Genomic DNA, 15502 nt, shown 5'->3' with positions numbered 1-15502 from the left:
GAGCCCCTTGGCTGCTGTCAGAGCGGCTCCAGTCCGACCTTCTTCATCATGGCCTGCGTCGAGCGCATCTCGCGCTTGAAGCCATCGACATAGGCGCTGCCTTCCTGGATGTCCACCTGGCCGCCTTGCTCCTGCAGCTGGGCGATCACGCGCGGCTGCTTGAGCGCCTGCACGAAGGCGGCCTGGATGCGCTCGACCACCGCATCGGGCGTGCCGGCCGGCACCGAGATGCCACCCCACGAGATCAGCTCGACGCCGGGCACGCCGGCCTCTGCCAGCGTCGGCACCTGCGGCAGCACGGCGTTGCGGCGCGGACCGGTCACCGCCAGCGCACGCAGTCGACCCGCCTGGATCTGGGGATAGGCCACGGCCAGGATGGGCGCGCCGAACACCACCTGGTTGCCGAGCACCGCGGTGCACAACTCCGACGCGCCCTTGTAGGGCACGTGCAGCGCGCTGCCCTTGATCGCGTCCAGGAACATCTCCACGCCCAGGTGCGAAGGCGTGCCCACGCCGCCCGAGGCGTATTCCACCTTGCCGGGCCGGGCGCGGATCTGCCGGACGAGGTCGTCCACGCTGCGGATGTCCGAGTCGGCGTTCACGATCAGCACCACGTCGGCGCTGGTCAGCCGCATGATGTGGCGGAAGTCCTTGAGCGCGTCGAAGCCCGGGCTCTTGTACATGAACATGTTGGCCGCCATGGGCGCGGCCGAGTAGATCCAGGTGTAGCCATCGGCCGGCGCGCGGGCCACCAGCTTGGCCCCGATGTTGCCGCCCGCGCCGCCGCGGTTCTCGATGACCACGCTCTGGCCCAGCATCGGGCCGACTGCCTCGGCCAGGATGCGTGCGGTGTTGTCCGGGCCCGTGCCGGCCAGGTAGGGCAGCACCCATTTGATGGGCCGGCTGGGGTAGGGCTCGGCGGCACGGGCGAGGGGTGCAGCCAGGGGCGCGAGGGCGGCGGCGAGGCCAGCCCCCACCAGGCGGCGGCGGTTGATGTCGGTCATCTTGCTTGTCTCCTTTTTGATTCTTGAGAGGGCGGGCGTCCACGGCGCCGGCCAGTGCCGGGCGTCAGCCGGCGTTGTCGGGCGCGAGCAGCTCCTTGGCGATGGTGTTCTTCTGAATCTCGCTGGTGCCGGTGAGCACGCGATACATGCGCAGCATGCGGAACAGGAACTCCACGCGCCGACCCTGCACGATGCCTTCGCCGCCATGCACCTGCACCGCTTTGTCGGCCACACGGAAGGCGGTCTCCGAGCAGAAGAGCTTGGCCATGGAGGCCTCGGCCCGCGCGTCGCCGCCGGCATCGAGCTGGCGGGCGGTGGCGATCATCAGCGCGCGCGCCGCCGCCAGCTCGGTGGCGGCCTCGGCCAGCATGTGCTGGATGGCCTGGAATTGCGCGATGGCGCGACCGAACTGCTTGCGCTGCATCGCGTAGTCGCGCGCATCGCGCAGCGCCACCTGGGCCAGGCCCACCATCGCCGGGCAATGCAGCAGTCGGTTGACCGTGATGCGACCCAGCGCCAGCGCCAAGCCGCGGCCGGGCTCGCCGATGCGCTGGCCGGCCGGTATGCGGCAGCCCTCGAGCACGATGTCGCCGGTGCTGCTCTGGCCGGCCATGGTCTTGTAGTTGCACTCGACGCGCACGCCCGGCGCACGCAGGTCGACGAAGAAGGCCGTCACTTCGCGCTGCTCGCTGCCCTCGGGCGCGGTCGAGGCCATCAGCACGGCCGCATCGGCGAAGGGCGAGCCCGAGATGAAGCGCTTGCGGCCGGTGAGGACGTAGTCGTCGCCATCCCGAACCGCACGCGTCTGCACCGCGCCGGCGTCGGAGCCGGCTTCGGCCTCGGTGAGGGCGAAGCAGATTGCCAGCTCGGCCTGTGCCACGGGCAGGATGAACTGGGCCATCTGCTGCGGCGTGGCATGGCGCACCAGTGCGCCCACGCGCGGCGGGCCGCTCAGCTCGCCCAGCACGTGCGGCGCGAAGGGCGAGCCGGTGGCGTAGATGGCCTCCTTGACCAGCACGTGGTCCAGCACCGACAGGCCCAGGCCGCCCAGCTGCTCCGGCAGCGTGAGGCCGTAGAAGCCCAGCGTGTGCGAGCGGCGCCAGACCTGGCGCAGCAGGGCGCGGTCGGGGCTGTGCTCGTGGTCGAGCTGGTGTTCGCGCGCCAGGTCGGCCAACTCACCATTCATGAAGTGCTGAATGCGTGAGATCAGTTCGGCGGCGCGCTCGCTGCCTTCGAAGGGGCCGCGGAAGAGAGGGGCGGAGGTCGTTGCGTTCGTCATGGCATCGCCCTCGTTCAATTGACCATCCGCGACTGGCCCTGCCAGTACGGCGCCTGCACCGCGCGGCGCATCACCTTGCCGTTGGGGTTGCGCGGCAGCGCCGCCACGAACTCGATGTGCCGCGGCCGCTTGAAGCCGGCCAGCTGCGCGCTGCAGAAGGCGTCGATCAGCCCCGCATCCGCCGTGCGGCCGGGCTTGAGCACCACATGCGCCGCCACCGCCTCACCCCATTTGTCGTCGGGGATGGCAAAGACGCAGGCGTCCTGCACCGCCTCGTGCTGGTACAGCACGGCCTCGACCTCGGAGGGATAGACGTTGAAGCCGCCGCTGATGACCATGTCCTTCTTGCGGTCGACGATGTAGACGAAGCCGTCCTCGTCCATGCGGGCCAGGTCGCCGGTGTGGTAGCGGCCGTCCTTGAGCACCTCGGCCGTCAGCTCGGGCGCGCGCCAGTAGCCGGCGAACACGTCGTCGCCACCGACCACGATCTCGCCGATCTCGCCCATGGCCACGGGTTCGCCCGCGTCGTCCAGGATCTGCACGTCGCACTCCAGGAAGGGCCGGCCGCAGGAGGCCAGGCGCTCGGGGCGGGCGGCGCGGGCATGCAGGTGGTCCTCGGTGCTGAGGGCGCACACGCCGGAGGTGGTCTCGCCCGCGCCGTAGCCCTGCGACAGCACGGGGCCGAACACGTCCATCGCGCGCAGGATGCGTGCCGGCGCCATCGGCGCGGCACCATAGCCCAGCCGCTGCAGGTCGGGCAGCGGGCGGTACTGGCCGTCCAGCTCGGCCAGCAGCATGTTGATCATGGTCGGCACCATGAACGTGTGGGTGATGCGCTCGGCCTTCATGTCGGCCAGGAAGCAACCGGGCTCGAAGCCGTTGAAGATGCGGATGGTCACACCGCTGCACAGCGCGGGCACGATCTGCATGCCCGAGGCATGGGTGATCGGGCCGACCAGCCCGAGCGAATGGCCGCTGCGCATGCCTTCGCTGCGCATGAGGAACTTGCGCAGCTGCGCCAGCCGGTTGCCGAAGGTCTGCATGGCGGCCTTGAGCACGCCCGAGCTGCCGGAGGTGTAGTGCAGCACGGCCAGTTCGTCGGCGTGCACCGGCACCGCGTCGAAGCGGTCGCTGGCGCGGGCCAGCAGGCCTTCGTAGCCTTCGTCGCCGGGCGCGTCCAGCAGCACCAGCCGCGGCGTGCCGCGCAGGTGGGGGCGGATGGCCTCGGCCCGTTCGCTGGTGGTGACGATCAGCGTGGCCTCGCTGTTGGCCGCGACCTCGCCAACCTCGGCCGGCGACAGGCGTGCGTTGAAGGGCGCCTTGACCAGAGCGGCCTTGTAGCAGGCCAGCTCCAGCTCGACGATCTCGGGGCAGTTGGGCAGGTAGATGCCGACGCGGTCGCCGCGCACCAGGCCCAGGCCCAGGCCGAGCAAGGCGTTGGCGAGGCGGCATGCGCGCTGCTCCAGCTCGGCATAGGTCAGGCTGCGATCGGCGCTGCGGACCGCGACCTGCCGCGCATGGGCGCGGGCGCTGCGGGCGACGAGGGTGGCCACGTTCGTCACCGGACGGACGGCGGGCGCGGAAGGGCTGGCGTTGTTGATGGCTGTCTCCTGGAATCTCGACCGGCTGCCGCGCGGACTGCGTGCGCGTCCTGCGGCGGTGTCGGTCACTGTTCCAGAAGGCCGGTCATCGCGGAAATACCGTTTGCTGATGCCGGGGCATCAATGCAAGTGATGGCCCCTGGCGGGGCGCACGGCCGGGCTGATGCGGGCAGGCAGCCCGCGTGCTGCCGCTCAGGGCTTTGCGCGGTGCAGCCATTCGGCTTCCCACGCACCGTCCTCGATCAGGCGCTGCGCCTGCAGCAGAAGGGCGTCCACCACCGCCTGCGTGGCGGCGTCCAGCACGCGTCCAGCCGGCAGGGCCAGGCTGTAGGTGCGCACCAGCTCGGGCCGCACGACGCGGGCGACGACCCAGTCCGAGCGGGCGGGCGGCGCATCGTGCAGCGCGCAGGCCGGCGTGAAGGTGAAGCCTGCGCCATGCAGGTAGAGCGAGCGGATCACGCGTGCGGAGTCGTGCTCGTGGACGATGTGCAGCGCGGTGCCCCGCGCGGCCGCGGCTTCTTCCACGCTGCGGCGGATCGAGAAGCGGCGCGACTGCAGCACCAGCGGAAGGCGGGCGGCATGGTCGAAGTCCAGCGTGGGGCGGCCGGGCGGCGTGGCCGCCTCGCGCCGGCCCTTGGGTGTGGACGGCTGCAGCAGAGCCCGAACGCCGCCATCGGCGTCCTGTCCGCAGACGAACATGGCCTCGCGTGCCAGCGGCCGGCACTCCAGTCCGTCGACGGCCTGCGTGTCGACCAGCACGCCCAGGTCGGCGCGCCGGTCCAGCATGGCCTTCTTCACCATCAGGCTCAGGTCGTCCAGCACGAAGACGCGCACCCGCGGCGCCGTCTCTCGCAGGGCCATCAGCACCGGGCCCATCAGCAGCGAGGCGAGCAGGAAAGGCAGGGCGATGGTCACCGAGCCTTCCGGCCCCTGCGGCAGCTGGCGGATGCGGTCGCGCATGGCGTCGGCGTCCGACAGCAGGCGGCGGGCGTCTTCGTAGAGCTGCAGGCCGGCGGAGGTGGGCGTGACCCCGGCATGCGAGCGCTCCAGCAACTGCGTGTCGAGCTCGGCCTCCAGCTTCTTGATCTGCGCCGTCAGCGCCGGCTGCGCGATGTACAGCGAGGCCGCCGCGCGGGAGAGGCTGCCCGCTTCGAGCACGGCGATGAAGTAGCGGAGGCTGCGCAGGTCCATGGGTGGCGCGCAGCATAGCCGCGCGTACGGCGGGGTGTCAGTCCCAGGCGGGCGCGAGGCTCTCCGGGTTGGCGAGGCGCTCGTTGCGGTCCAGCGCGGCGATGGCGGCCATGTCCTCCGAGGTGAGCTTCAGGTCCTTCGCCTTCAGGTTGGACGCCAGGTTCTCGGGTTTCGTGGACGACGGAATGACCGAGAAGCCCTGCGTCAACGCCCAGGCCAGCGCCACCTGGGCAGGCGTTGCGCCGTGCCGCTGGGCGATCTCGGCCAGCGCCGGCTCCTTCAGGACCTTGCCATAGGCGAGCGTCATGTACGAGGTGAGGTGCACGCCCTGCATGCGCGCGTAGTTCACCAGCTTGTGGTTCTGCAGGTAGGGGCTGATCTCCACCTGGTTGGTGGCGATGGCGCCCTTGCCGGCCAGTTCGATGGCCTGCTGCACAAGCGCGATGGTGAAGTTGGAGACGCCGAACTGCGCCGTCAGGCCCTGTCGCTGCGCCTCGGCCAGCGCCTCCAGCGTCTCGCGCAGCGGCACGGCGCGGCTGGGCGAGGGCCAGTGGATCAGCGTCAGGTCGACCTGCTCGGTCCGCAGCTTCTGCAGGCTGTCCTTGAGGCTGGGGATCAGCACGTCGGCGCCCAGCTTGTCGACCCACACCTTGGTGGTCAGGAAGAGCTGCGAACGCGGCACGCCCGATTCGGCGATGGCCTGGCCGATCTCGGCCTCGTTGCCGTAGATCTGCGCCGTGTCGATGGCACGGTAGCCCACGTCGAGCGCATTGCGGACGGAATCGATGACGGTCTGGCCCTTGAGGCGGAAGGTGCCCAGACCAAAGGCGGGAATGGGGGCGGGGATGCTCATGATGGAATGTCCTCGTGACAGGCGTGAAGGGTTGGATGAAGCCTAGCCGCCGCGGCAACGCGCGGCTGGCGGCCGATGACCGCGCCGTGCGTCAGCAGGCGACGCAGTCGTCGCCGTTCTTGCGGGCGTTTGAGCAGCCTTGCGCATCGCGGCGGTCCAGCCGGCCGGCCCAGGTGGTGAGCGCCCAGGCGCCCAGCACCACCAGCGCGCCGATCCAGCCGGTGTGCACCAGGCCCATCCGCTCGACGATCAGGCCGCCCAACCCCGCGCCACCGGCGATGCCCAGGTTGAAGGCCGCGATATTCAGGCCCGAGGCCACGTCCGCGCCCTTGGGGCTGAAGCGCTGCGCCTGCTGCACCACGTAGACCTGCAGGCCCGGCACGTTGCCGAAGGCCACCGCACCCCAGGCCAGCACCGTGGCGACCATCAGCAGCGGATGCGGTGCGGTCAGGCTCAGCACGCCCAGCACCGCGGCCAGGCCCAGGAAGATGCGCTGCAGCGCCGGCACCGGACCCAGGCGGTCGGCCAGCCGGCCGCCCCAGAGGTTGCCCACGGCCACCGAGAGGCCGTAGGCCAGCATCACGCCGCTCACGGCGTTGGCCGAGAAGCCCGTCACCTGCTGCAGCAGTGGCGCCAGGAAGGTGAAGGCGATGAAGGAGCCGCCGTAGCCCACCGCCGTCATCGCATAGACCAGCAGCAGCCGCGGCTGGGCCAGCACGGCCAGTTGCTCGCGCAGGGCGGCCGGCGGGCTGTGCGGCACGTTGCGCGGCACGAACACGGCGCTGCCCAGTACCGCCACCACGCCCAGCCCGGCGACGGCCAGGAAGGTGGCGCGCCAGCCCAGGTGCTGGCCGATCAGCGTGCCCAGCGGCACGCCCGTCACCAGCGCCACGGTGAGGCCGGTGAACATGATGGCGATGGCGCTGGCCGCCTTTTCCTTCGGCACCACGCTGGCCGCGATGATCGAGCCGATGGAGAAGAAGACGCCGTGCGCCAGGCCGGTGAGCACCCGCGCCACGATCAGCGACTCGTAGCCCGGCGCACGCCAGGCCACCAGGTTGCCGAGCGTGAACAGCACCATCAGTCCCAGCAGCAGCGCCTTGCGCGGAAGCCGGCCGGTCAGCGCGGTGAGCAGCGGCGCGCCGACGGCGACGCCCAGGGCATAGAGGCTCACCAGCAGGCCGGCCGAGGGCAGCGACACCCCCAGGTCGGCGGCAATGGTGGGGATGAGGCCGACGATCACGAACTCGGTCGTGCCGATGGCGAAGGCGCTGAGCGTCAGCGCGAACAGGGCAATGGGCATGGAAGGCACCTCGCGGCCGGGGCCGCACAAGCAGTCGAACAGGTCGAACACGTTGGAAGGCCGCCAGTCTCCTGCGATCCGCTCTTGCGAAAAACCCGTCTATAAACCAAACACTTTTGATCTGGAATCAAGAATGAAGACGACGCTGGACGAGATGCAGACCCTGGCCGCCGTGGTCGACACCGGCGCCCTGTCGCGGGCGGCCGATCAGCTGGGCATGACCGTCTCGGCCGTCAGCCGCACGCTGGCGCGGCTGGAGCAGAAGCTCGGCACCACGCTGATGCGCCGCACCACCCGCCGGCTGGAACTGACGGAGGAAGGCGCCGCCTTCCTGGCGCGTGCGCGGGCCATCCTGGCCAGCGTCGATGCCGCCGAAGAGGACATGGCCGCACGCCGCGAGCGCCCCGCCGGCCGGCTGCGGGTGGACGCCGCCTCGCCCTTCATGCTGCATGTGGTGGTGCCGCTGGTCGCGGGCTACCGGGCGCGCTACCCGGAGGTCACGCTGGAATTGCACAGCCACGACGGTTTGATCGACCTGCTCGAACACCGCGTGGACGTGGCCATCCGCATCGGCCGCCTGCGCGACTCCACGCTGCATGCGCGGCCGCTGGGCAGCAGCGCGCTGCGGCTGCTGGCGTCGCCGGACTATCTGGCCGCGGCCGGCACGCCGCGCCGCGTGGCCGAGCTCGCGCGACACACGCTGCTGGGCTTCACGACGCCCAGCAGCCTCAACGAATGGCCGGTGGCCGATGCCGAAGGCCATCCGCTGCGCATCGAGCCCGCCCTCGCGGCCTCCAGCGGTGAGACGCTGCGGCAATTGGCGCTGGAGGGGGCGGGCATCGCCTGCCTGGCCGACTTCCTGACCGCGCGCGACATCGCCGAAGGCCGGCTGGTGCCAGTGCTTCCGCGGCTCACGCGCGACGTGCGGCAGGCCGTGCAGGCGGTGTACTACCGCAACACGCCGCTCACGGCGCGGATCGCGTCCTTCATCGACCACTTGGCTGCCCACTGGCCGGATGCGCCGGTGGCTGCGGGAAGGGCATCGAGGCAACGCTGAAGGCAACGGCGCTTGTGCATGCCGGCCCGGGGGCACGCGGGCATACCCCAAGGTGCGGCTCCTCGGCGCACAAATACATTACGCTCGAAATGCAAAATGTGAATGCAGGCCAGCCGCAGTGGCCGCCCTCCGCGGCGTTTGTGCGACTGTCCCATCCGAAGGCGCTCCCATGACCGCATCCTCACGCCCCGGCCGCCGCTCCCATGCCGAGCGCAGCGCGCAGACGCGCCAGCACCTCATCAGCACAGCCATCGACCTGATCGGGCAGCAGGGCTTCGGGCAGATGTCCATCCACGCGCTGGCCCGCAGCGCGGGGCTCACCTCTGGCGCCGTGCAGCACCACTTCGAGTCCAAGGCCGTGCTGATGATGCAGGTGCTCGACGAGCTGCTGCGCAGCCACATCGACGCCGGCGAGTTCTGGCCGCCTGTCGCGCTGGGCGCGCAGGAGCGCGCCGCGCGCTTCCTGCAGACGCTCCATACCTTGGTCTATGCCCAGCCGCGCTTCCTGGTGGCCTGGAACATCTACCTGGGCTCGCGCGGCCAGCCCGAGGTGCTGGACCACATTGCCCGGCAGCGCGATGCGCTCGATGCGCAGCTGTCGCAGGGCTTCTTCGCCACCTTTCCGGAGTTGGCGGCGCAGCCTGACCGCGAGGCGCTGCTGGGCCTCGTGTTCTCGACGCTGCGCGGGCTGGGCCTGCTGCAGCTCTTCGAGGGCCACGGCCGCACGCAGCCTTCTGCCTCCGCCTCGGCCCAGCTCGCGTTGCTGGCGGAACTGATCGCGGCGCGGTGCGCGGCACCGGCCGCCGAGCCACCTTCGCGCAGGGCCAAGCCCGCCCGCCGTCGCGCGCCCCCCGGTTGATCCCTCGACGCCGTACGCCCGCTGCTTTCCCCGATCCCTCACAAGACCTCAGGAGACACCATGACGATTTCCCTTCGCCGGCGGCTTGCCGCCCTGGCGGGCCTCGGCTCGCTCTTCGTTGCCGCAGCGGCCAGCGCGCAGGCGCCCGCCTATCCCACCAAGCCCATCCAGCTGATCGCCCAGCAGCCGCCGGGCAGCGGGTCCGATGCGATGACGCGGGTCTGGGCCGACTGCGCGGCGCAGGCGCTGGGCCAGCCCGTCGTGGTGCAGAACCGGCCGGGCGCCAACGGCATCCTGGCTGTCAGCGCGCTCAAGGGCCAGGCGGCCGACGGGTACACGTTGATGAGCATCGGCATGTCGCAGATGAGCATCACGCCCTACACCTATCGCCAGCATCCCTACGACCCGTCGACCGACTTCGACGGCGTGGCCGTGCTGGGCACCTCGCCCCTGGTGCTGACGGTGCCCGCTGGCGAGGGCGTGGCTCGGCTGGCGGACCTGCAGAAGCTGGCGGCGGCCACGCCCGGTGGGCTGAACTTCGGCTCGCCGGGCAAGGGCAGCCCCGCGCACCTGCTGACCACGGCCCTGCTCGACAGGCTGGGCGTGGCCGGCACCCATGTGCCCTTCGTGGGCGAGGGCGCAGGCATGGCAGCGCTGATGGGCCATCAGATCCAGGCCATGACGCTGGTCGGCGGCACCGCGGCTCCCCAGGTCAAGGCCGGCAAGCTGGTGGCGCTGGCGGTCTTCGACAACCAGCGCTCCGCGCTGATGCCGGACGTCCCCACCATCGCCGAGCTGCTGCCCGCCGCTGCCGACCTGGCTCGGCCCTCGTGGATCGCCATCGTGGCCAAGGCCGGCACGCCGCCGCAACTGCTGGCGCGGCTCAATGCGGTCAGCGAGGGCTGCCGCAGCAATGCCCAGTACCTCCAGCGACTGGAGACGATGAGCGTGACGCTCACGGCCTCCAAGCCGGCCGATGTGCGCGCCTGGGCTGCGCGCGACGCCGCGGTGTGGCGGCCGCTCATCGACAAGCTGGGCTTGGCCACCGAATGAGCGAAGGACCGCGTCGCAAGACTGGCACGAGGCCCGAGCGCCCTGCGCAATGGCGAGCGTGACTGACGCGCGCGGCGCGCCCGAAGTGCAGCTCTCGCACGGCGGTCGTCTTCGGGGCTGGCGGGAGGCCGGGCTTCGCGTCTTCAAGGGCATCCGCTACGCGCTGCCGCCCTTCGGCACGCGTCGCTTCGCGCCACCCGTTGCCGCTGCGCCGTGGCAGGGCGTGCGCGAGGCGCTCGACTTCGGCCCCGCCTTTCCCCACTGGCCGCGCCATGCCGCGCCCGACGCCGATCCGGTGGGCGGCGAGGATGCACTGTCGCTCAACGTCTGGGCGCCCGACGCGCCGGCCGACGCGCGCCTGCCCGTCATGGTCTGGGTGCACGGTGGCGGCTTCGTGCGCGGCAGCGCGTCCGAGCCGCTGTACGACGGCGCGGCCTTTGCGCGGCAGGGCGTGGTGTTCGTCTCCATCCAGTACCGACTGGGCGTCGACGGCTTCGCGCACCTGCCGGATGCGCCGCCCAACCGCGGCTTGCTCGACCAGCTGATGGCCCTGCGCTGGGTGCAGGACCACATCGGCGCCTGGGGCGGCGATGCAGCGCGGGTCACCGCCTTCGGCCAATCGGCGGGGGCGGGGGCCATTGCCTGCCTGATGGGCCTGCCCGAGGCCCGCGGGCTGTTCCAGCGCGTCATCCTGCAAAGTCCCAGCGTGGCTTGCCAGACGGTGGAAGAGGCCCAGGCCGCCCTTGCGGCCATCGGCGAGCTGGCCGGCGTGGTGCCCGATCGGGCGGCCCTGGCCCAGGCGCCGCTGGCCCCGCTGCTGCGCGCAGTGCAGCGGCTGACGCAGGATGCCGGTCTGCGCCGCACGATGGGGCTGGCGAGCCGCCATCTCTTTCCGCTGCGGCCGGTGCTCGACGGCCGGATGCTGGTGGCGCCACCCCTGCAGGCCTTGCAGACGGCGTGGCAGCAACCCTCGTCCTTGCAACTGCTGGTGGGCCACAACGCCGACGAGATGCGGCTGTACCACGTGCCCGGCGGCGGGCTGGCGCGCATCACCGAGGCCGATGTGGAGGACTTCGCCCGCAGCGCCGGCGTGGCGCTTCCCGTGGCGCAGGCAAGCACCTCCGGCGAGCGCCTGTGCGCCCTGCAGTCCGACTACCACTACGCCGCGCCCGCGGCGGCGCTCGCACACCTGGCGGCCACGCGCGCAGCCTCGGCCCATCGCTACCGCTTCGTCTGGCCGTCGCCCGGCTTCGACGGGCACCTGGGCGCGGCGCACGGCGTCGAGTTGCCCTTCGTGTTCGGCAACGTCGACAACGCGGCGGCGCGCGAGCTGGCGGGCACCTCGCCCCCGCGTGCGTTGTCGCAGCAGATGCAGCAGGCCTGGGTGCGCTTTGCGAAGACCGGCGATCCGGGCTGGGCCGCGCACAGGCCGGAGCTGCCTTGCGTGAAGCTCTTCGGCGCGCGCGAGGCCGTGGCGGCGCCCTGAGCGACGGCGTTCGAGCGACGGCGTCGGCAAGCTTCCGGCACTTTCGTCGAGGCCAGCCGTCAGCCAGGGCGCCGCACAATGCGCCGCCGCGTCTTGCGGGCGTGGCGCTTCGCGATCCCCGGAGACAACGCCATGCAGGACTACTACGCCGCCCGCGCCGCGGAATACGACCGCATCTACGCCAAGCCCGAACGGCAGGCCGACCTTCGGGAGATGGAAGCCTGGCTGCCCGGCGTGCTCGCCGGCCGCCACGTTCTGGAGGTGGCCTGCGGCACGGGCTACTGGACGCAGTTCTACGCAGCGGCGACGGCCGGGGTGGTGGCGCTCGATGGCGCGGTGGAGACGCTGCGCATCGCCGAGCGCCGGTTGCCCGATGCCCCTGTGCGCTGGTTGCAGGGCGACGCCTATGCGCTGCCGGTGGCGGCGCACGCCTTCGATGCTGCCTTCGCCGGCTTCTGGTGGTCGCACATTCCGCTGGACCGCATCGACGCCTTCCTGCAGGGGCTGCACCGCGTGCTGAAGCCCGGCGCGCAGGTGGTGTTCATCGACAACCTTTTCGTTCCCGGCAGCAGCACGCCCATCGCCGAGCAGGACTGTGGCGGCAACACCTGGCAGCTGCGGCGACTGGCCGATGGCTCCGTGCATCGCGTGCTCAAGAACTTTCCCAGCCGCGACGCGTTGCTGTCGGCCGTAGCGCCCTACGCACGCATCAGTGAATACCGCGTGTGGCAGCACTTCTGGGCGCTGTCCTATTCGCTGCGCGCGTGACGCCCGGGCGGCCTGCCTGACCTTTGGTCAGCTTGCTGTCAGACACGAGTGAAAAGGCGATGAATTCACGAAAAAGGCGTCGAAATTAAGGGTTAATACCATGTAATTTGGGAGACTTTTTGGCGTTGCAGACTCGCGTTCAGCCCAGGCCTTCTGGGCGCTTCCAACCGCTTCCGTCAAGAGAAGCAAAACGCTTCATCTGGAGTTCAACGCATGAAAAAGAGTCTCGCGGCACTGGCCGCCATGGTGGTGTGTGGCGCCGCGTCCGCGCAGTCGACGGTCACCCTGTTCGGTGTGCTCGACGCCGCCGTCAGCCATACCAGCAACAAGGGCGAGCTGGTCCTGACCAACCCCACGCTGGCCACGCTGGTCAACCCTTCGCTCGCCCTGCTGCCGCAGTCGGTCGAGGCCAGCCGCACCGAGCTGCGCAATTCGGGCCTGAGCTCCAGCCGCCTGGGCTTCCGGGGCGTCGAGGACCTGGGCAACGGCCTGAGCGCCAGCTTCTGGCTCGAAGGTGCCCTCAACAACGACGACGGCACCGGCGCTGCCAGTGGCGCGCTGAACTTCCAGCGCCGCTCCACCGTGAGCCTGGCCGGCAGCTTCGGTGAAGTGCGCCTGGGTCGCGACAACTCGCCGGCCAAGGTCAACGACGACACCTTCGATCCCTTCGGCGCCACCGGCGTCGGCGGCTCGCTGATCGCCTCGGCCTACAGCCACGGCCGCGTCAGCAATGCGTTGCAGTACTACCTGCCTGCCGGCCTGGCTGGCGTGTATGGCAACGTGATGTATGGCATGTCCGAGCGCGCCAGCATCTCTCCCCTGGGCCTGAACCAGCGCGACTCCGACGAAGGCCGCTACGCCGGCGCCCGCGTCGGCTACGCCAACGGCCCGCTGGACGTGGCCCTGGCCTATGGCCAGCTCGACAACGTGGACGGCGCCAACAAGGGCAAGGACACGATCAGCGCGCTGACCGACCGCCGCTTCAAGGACAAGATCTTCAGCCTCGGCGCCACCTGGGACTTCGGCGTCGCCAAGCTCTTTGGCGAGTATTCGCGCCGCGAGCTGGACCGCGAACTGCTGGCCCGCGACTACGTGGCCGGCGTGCTGACCGTGCGCCCCACGGTGAAGACGCAGGGCTACCTTCTGGGCGTGAGCGTGCCCGTGGGCGCCGGCATCATCCGCGCGTCGTATGCCAACGTGCGCTACGACAACGACAGCGTGGCGCTGTTCCAGCCCGAGAAGCGCGAAGCCAACAAGTTCGCCCTGGGCTACCAGCACAACCTGTCCAAGCGCACCGCCCTGTACGCCACCGTCTCGCGCGTGACGAACAAGAACGGCGCCAACGTCACGGTCGGCGGCCCCGCCTTCGTGGCGCCCACCATCCCGGCCGGCCTGACCGGCGTGGGCTACCAGGCCAAGAGCTCGACCGGCTACGAGTTCGGCGTGCGTCACTCCTTCTGAGCCTGACGCAAGCCGCCCCGGGTGCCGCGGTCTGCTGGCGCATTCGACCGCGACGCCCGGGGGGCGGGCCGCAGGGCCTGCCACCATCCTTCACGGCGGCCTGCCTGCCGATGAGGGGTGTCTCCCGCCGGGCATGGGCTGTTGTCCACGCCCGCGCCGCAAGACTCCAAGGACCTCCTGCAGGTTCACTTCAGCCCGCCTGCGTGCGGGCCTTTTTCATCGTCGGGGCGCCACGGTGAAGCCTACGGTGATCTCGCCATCGGCCCACTGCGCGAACACCTGCCCGCCATGCATGGCCGCCACCGCGCGCACGATGGACAGGCCCAGCCCGTGGTTCTCGCCGCTGTTGGGCCGGGAGCTGTCGCCGCGGTAGAAGCGATCGAACAGCCGTGCGAGCGCCTCGGGCGCCAGGGGCGCGCTGGGGTTGCTCACGCTGACGCGCGCGCCACCGGCCAGCGGCTCGATGCGTACGCCGATCACGTCGCCGCCCGAAGAGTGCTGGATGGCGTTGTGCAGCAGGTTGCTCAGCGCGCGGCGGAAGAGGGCGGTCTCGATGGGTGCGATGGCGTCGCCCTGCACGTCCACGCGCAGGCCGGCCTCGTCCAGCAGCACGTCGAAGAACTCCACCGTTTTGGCCACTTCCAGCGCCAGCGGCGCGTCGACCAGGCGCCGGGCGCGCTCGCCCTGTTCGGCGCGGGCCAGGAAGAGCATGTCGGCCACGATGGAGCGCAGCCGCTCCAGCTCCTCCAGGTTGGACTGCAGCACCTCGCGCAGCGCGGCGGCGTCGCGCTCGCGTGCCAGCGTCACCTGGGTCTGGCCGATCAGGTTGGCCAGCGGCGTGCGCAACTCGTGGGCCACGTCGGCGTTGAAGGTCTCCAGCTGGCGGTAGGCGCCGTCCAGCCGGTCCAGCGCGGCGTTGAAGGACTGGCCCATGTCCGTCAGCTCGATGGGCAGGGCGGGCAACTGCAGCCGCTGGCCGCGGTTGTCCGGGCCGATGCCCTGGGCCTCGGCCGACAGGCGCTGCAGCGGGCGCAGGCCGACACGAGCGACCCAATAGCCCATCAGTGCAGCCACGCCCGCGCCGGTCAGCGCCAGCAGGGCCATGGCGGCCTCGAAGGTGTGCAGGGTCTGGCGCGGCGCGGCACCGCTCACGCCGGCGATGAGCTGAACCTCGGGCCGCACGTCGTTGGCCGGCAGCCGTGCCGACATCAGCGCCATGGGCCGGCCGTTGGGGCCGAGGGGCAGCTCGACCACCCCGTCCTCCTCGTGCAGCGCATCCGCCATGGCCTGGGCGCCGTCGGCCCAGCGGAAGCCGGGCGCCTCGCTCCACATCCAGTAGCGCACCTCGCCGTTGCGGCTTTCGAGCGCGGAGATCTTCTCGCGGACACGCAGGCCCAGTTGCGACGAGCGGCCATGCTCCAGCATGTAGCGCACATCCTCCAGGCGGCTCTGCACCTCTTCGCGCTCGTGGCGCCGCAGCTCGTGCCGCAACACCTGCAACAGCGCCACACCCAGCAACGCGAAGATGAACACCGCCACGGCGGTGAACATCAGCGCCAGACGCAGGGCGATGGAGCCGCGGCGCAT

At 70.9% G+C, this 15502-nt stretch carries 13 protein-coding genes; 6 read left to right on the top strand and 7 right to left on the bottom strand.

Annotation, left to right across the window (positions count from 1 at the left end; translation table 11 throughout):
* Positions 1-17 precede the first annotated feature (17 nt).
* From KBC94_RS19465 to KBC94_RS19440, 6 genes are all read right to left on the bottom strand, one after another.
* Positions 18-1004 (bottom strand): tripartite tricarboxylate transporter substrate binding protein, encoded by a 987-nt coding sequence (locus KBC94_RS19465; RefSeq protein ID WP_294373796.1) that lies wholly within the window; start codon positions 1002-1004, stop codon positions 18-20.
* A 64-nt stretch (positions 1005-1068) separates the two neighbouring features.
* Positions 1069-2283 (bottom strand): acyl-CoA dehydrogenase, encoded by a 1215-nt coding sequence (locus KBC94_RS19460; protein ID WP_294373794.1) that lies wholly within the window; start codon positions 2281-2283, stop codon positions 1069-1071.
* 14 nt (positions 2284-2297) lie between these two features.
* A complete protein-coding gene (locus KBC94_RS19455; protein ID WP_294373792.1) occupies positions 2298-3845 on the bottom strand; it encodes an AMP-binding protein in 1548 nt (515 codons plus the stop codon).
* 231 nt (positions 3846-4076) lie between these two features.
* A complete protein-coding gene (locus tag KBC94_RS19450; RefSeq protein ID WP_294373790.1) occupies positions 4077-5075 on the bottom strand; it encodes a LysR substrate-binding domain-containing protein in 999 nt (332 codons plus the stop codon).
* Between the two features lie 37 nt (positions 5076-5112).
* Complete coding sequence (gene dkgB / locus KBC94_RS19445; protein ID WP_294373788.1) at positions 5113-5928, bottom strand: 2,5-didehydrogluconate reductase DkgB; 816 nt, start codon at positions 5926-5928, stop codon at positions 5113-5115.
* 91 nt (positions 5929-6019) lie between these two features.
* Positions 6020-7231 carry an MFS transporter gene (locus KBC94_RS19440; RefSeq protein WP_294373786.1) on the bottom strand — a complete coding sequence of 404 codons (1212 nt, stop codon included), beginning with the start codon at positions 7229-7231 and terminating at the stop codon, positions 6020-6022.
* 133 nt (positions 7232-7364) lie between these two features.
* Between KBC94_RS19440 and KBC94_RS19435 the strand changes: the two genes are divergently transcribed.
* The 6 genes from KBC94_RS19435 to KBC94_RS19410 all read left to right on the top strand — a co-directional run bounded on the left by KBC94_RS19435 (position 7365) and on the right by KBC94_RS19410 (position 13915).
* Complete coding sequence (locus KBC94_RS19435) at positions 7365-8288, top strand: LysR family transcriptional regulator (RefSeq protein ID WP_294373785.1); 924 nt, start codon at positions 7365-7367, stop codon at positions 8286-8288.
* A 169-nt stretch (positions 8289-8457) separates the two neighbouring features.
* Entirely contained in the window at positions 8458-9147 is a 690-nt protein-coding gene (locus KBC94_RS19430) for a TetR/AcrR family transcriptional regulator (protein ID WP_294373784.1), read from the top strand.
* A gap of 60 nt (positions 9148-9207) precedes the next feature.
* Positions 9208-10200, top strand: coding sequence for a tripartite tricarboxylate transporter substrate binding protein (locus tag KBC94_RS19425; protein ID WP_294373783.1), 993 nt, complete (start codon positions 9208-9210; stop codon positions 10198-10200).
* Positions 10201-10258: 58 nt separating this feature from the next.
* Positions 10259-11686: a carboxylesterase family protein gene (locus KBC94_RS19420; protein WP_294373781.1), complete on the top strand. Its 1428-nt coding sequence runs from the start codon at positions 10259-10261 to the stop codon at positions 11684-11686.
* Between the two features lie 132 nt (positions 11687-11818).
* Positions 11819-12454 carry a class I SAM-dependent methyltransferase gene (locus tag KBC94_RS19415; RefSeq protein ID WP_294373779.1) on the top strand — a complete coding sequence of 212 codons (636 nt, stop codon included), beginning with the start codon at positions 11819-11821 and terminating at the stop codon, positions 12452-12454.
* Between the two features lie 213 nt (positions 12455-12667).
* Positions 12668-13915: a porin gene (locus tag KBC94_RS19410; protein WP_294373776.1), complete on the top strand. Its 1248-nt coding sequence runs from the start codon at positions 12668-12670 to the stop codon at positions 13913-13915.
* Between the two features lie 216 nt (positions 13916-14131).
* Here the strand turns inward: KBC94_RS19410 and KBC94_RS19405 are convergent, their stop codons facing one another.
* A complete protein-coding gene (locus KBC94_RS19405; RefSeq protein ID WP_114804361.1) occupies positions 14132-15502 on the bottom strand; it encodes a heavy metal sensor histidine kinase in 1371 nt (456 codons plus the stop codon).

This window comes from Pseudacidovorax sp. (genome assembly GCF_017991995.1).
Classification (GTDB): Bacteria; Pseudomonadota; Gammaproteobacteria; order Burkholderiales; family Burkholderiaceae_C; genus Xenophilus.
The sequence above is the reverse complement of the archived record's forward strand: the minus strand, read 5'-3'. Positions and strand labels throughout refer to the sequence as shown.

Excerpts from the sequence above, each read along its gene's own strand:
- KBC94_RS19465 (WP_294373796.1), bottom strand. The coding sequence starts at position 1,004 with ATGACCGACATCAACCGCCGCCGCCTGGTGGGGGCTGGCCTCGCCGCC.
- KBC94_RS19460 (WP_294373794.1), bottom strand. The coding sequence starts at position 2,283 with ATGACGAACGCAACGACCTCCGCCCCTCTCTTCCGCGGCCCCTTCGAA.
- KBC94_RS19450 (WP_294373790.1), bottom strand. The coding sequence starts at position 5,075 with ATGGACCTGCGCAGCCTCCGCTACTTCATCGCCGTGCTCGAAGCGGGC.
- dkgB (WP_294373788.1), bottom strand. The coding sequence starts at position 5,928 with ATGAGCATCCCCGCCCCCATTCCCGCCTTTGGTCTGGGCACCTTCCGC.
- KBC94_RS19440 (WP_294373786.1), bottom strand. The coding sequence starts at position 7,231 with ATGCCCATTGCCCTGTTCGCGCTGACGCTCAGCGCCTTCGCCATCGGC.
- KBC94_RS19435 (WP_294373785.1), top strand. The coding sequence starts at position 7,365 with ATGAAGACGACGCTGGACGAGATGCAGACCCTGGCCGCCGTGGTCGAC.
- KBC94_RS19430 (WP_294373784.1), top strand. The coding sequence starts at position 8,458 with ATGACCGCATCCTCACGCCCCGGCCGCCGCTCCCATGCCGAGCGCAGC.
- KBC94_RS19425 (WP_294373783.1), top strand. The coding sequence starts at position 9,208 with ATGACGATTTCCCTTCGCCGGCGGCTTGCCGCCCTGGCGGGCCTCGGC.
- KBC94_RS19415 (WP_294373779.1), top strand. The coding sequence starts at position 11,819 with ATGCAGGACTACTACGCCGCCCGCGCCGCGGAATACGACCGCATCTAC.
- KBC94_RS19410 (WP_294373776.1), top strand. The coding sequence starts at position 12,668 with ATGAAAAAGAGTCTCGCGGCACTGGCCGCCATGGTGGTGTGTGGCGCC.
- KBC94_RS19405 (WP_114804361.1), bottom strand. The coding sequence starts at position 15,502 with ATGCGCCGCGGCTCCATCGCCCTGCGTCTGGCGCTGATGTTCACCGCC.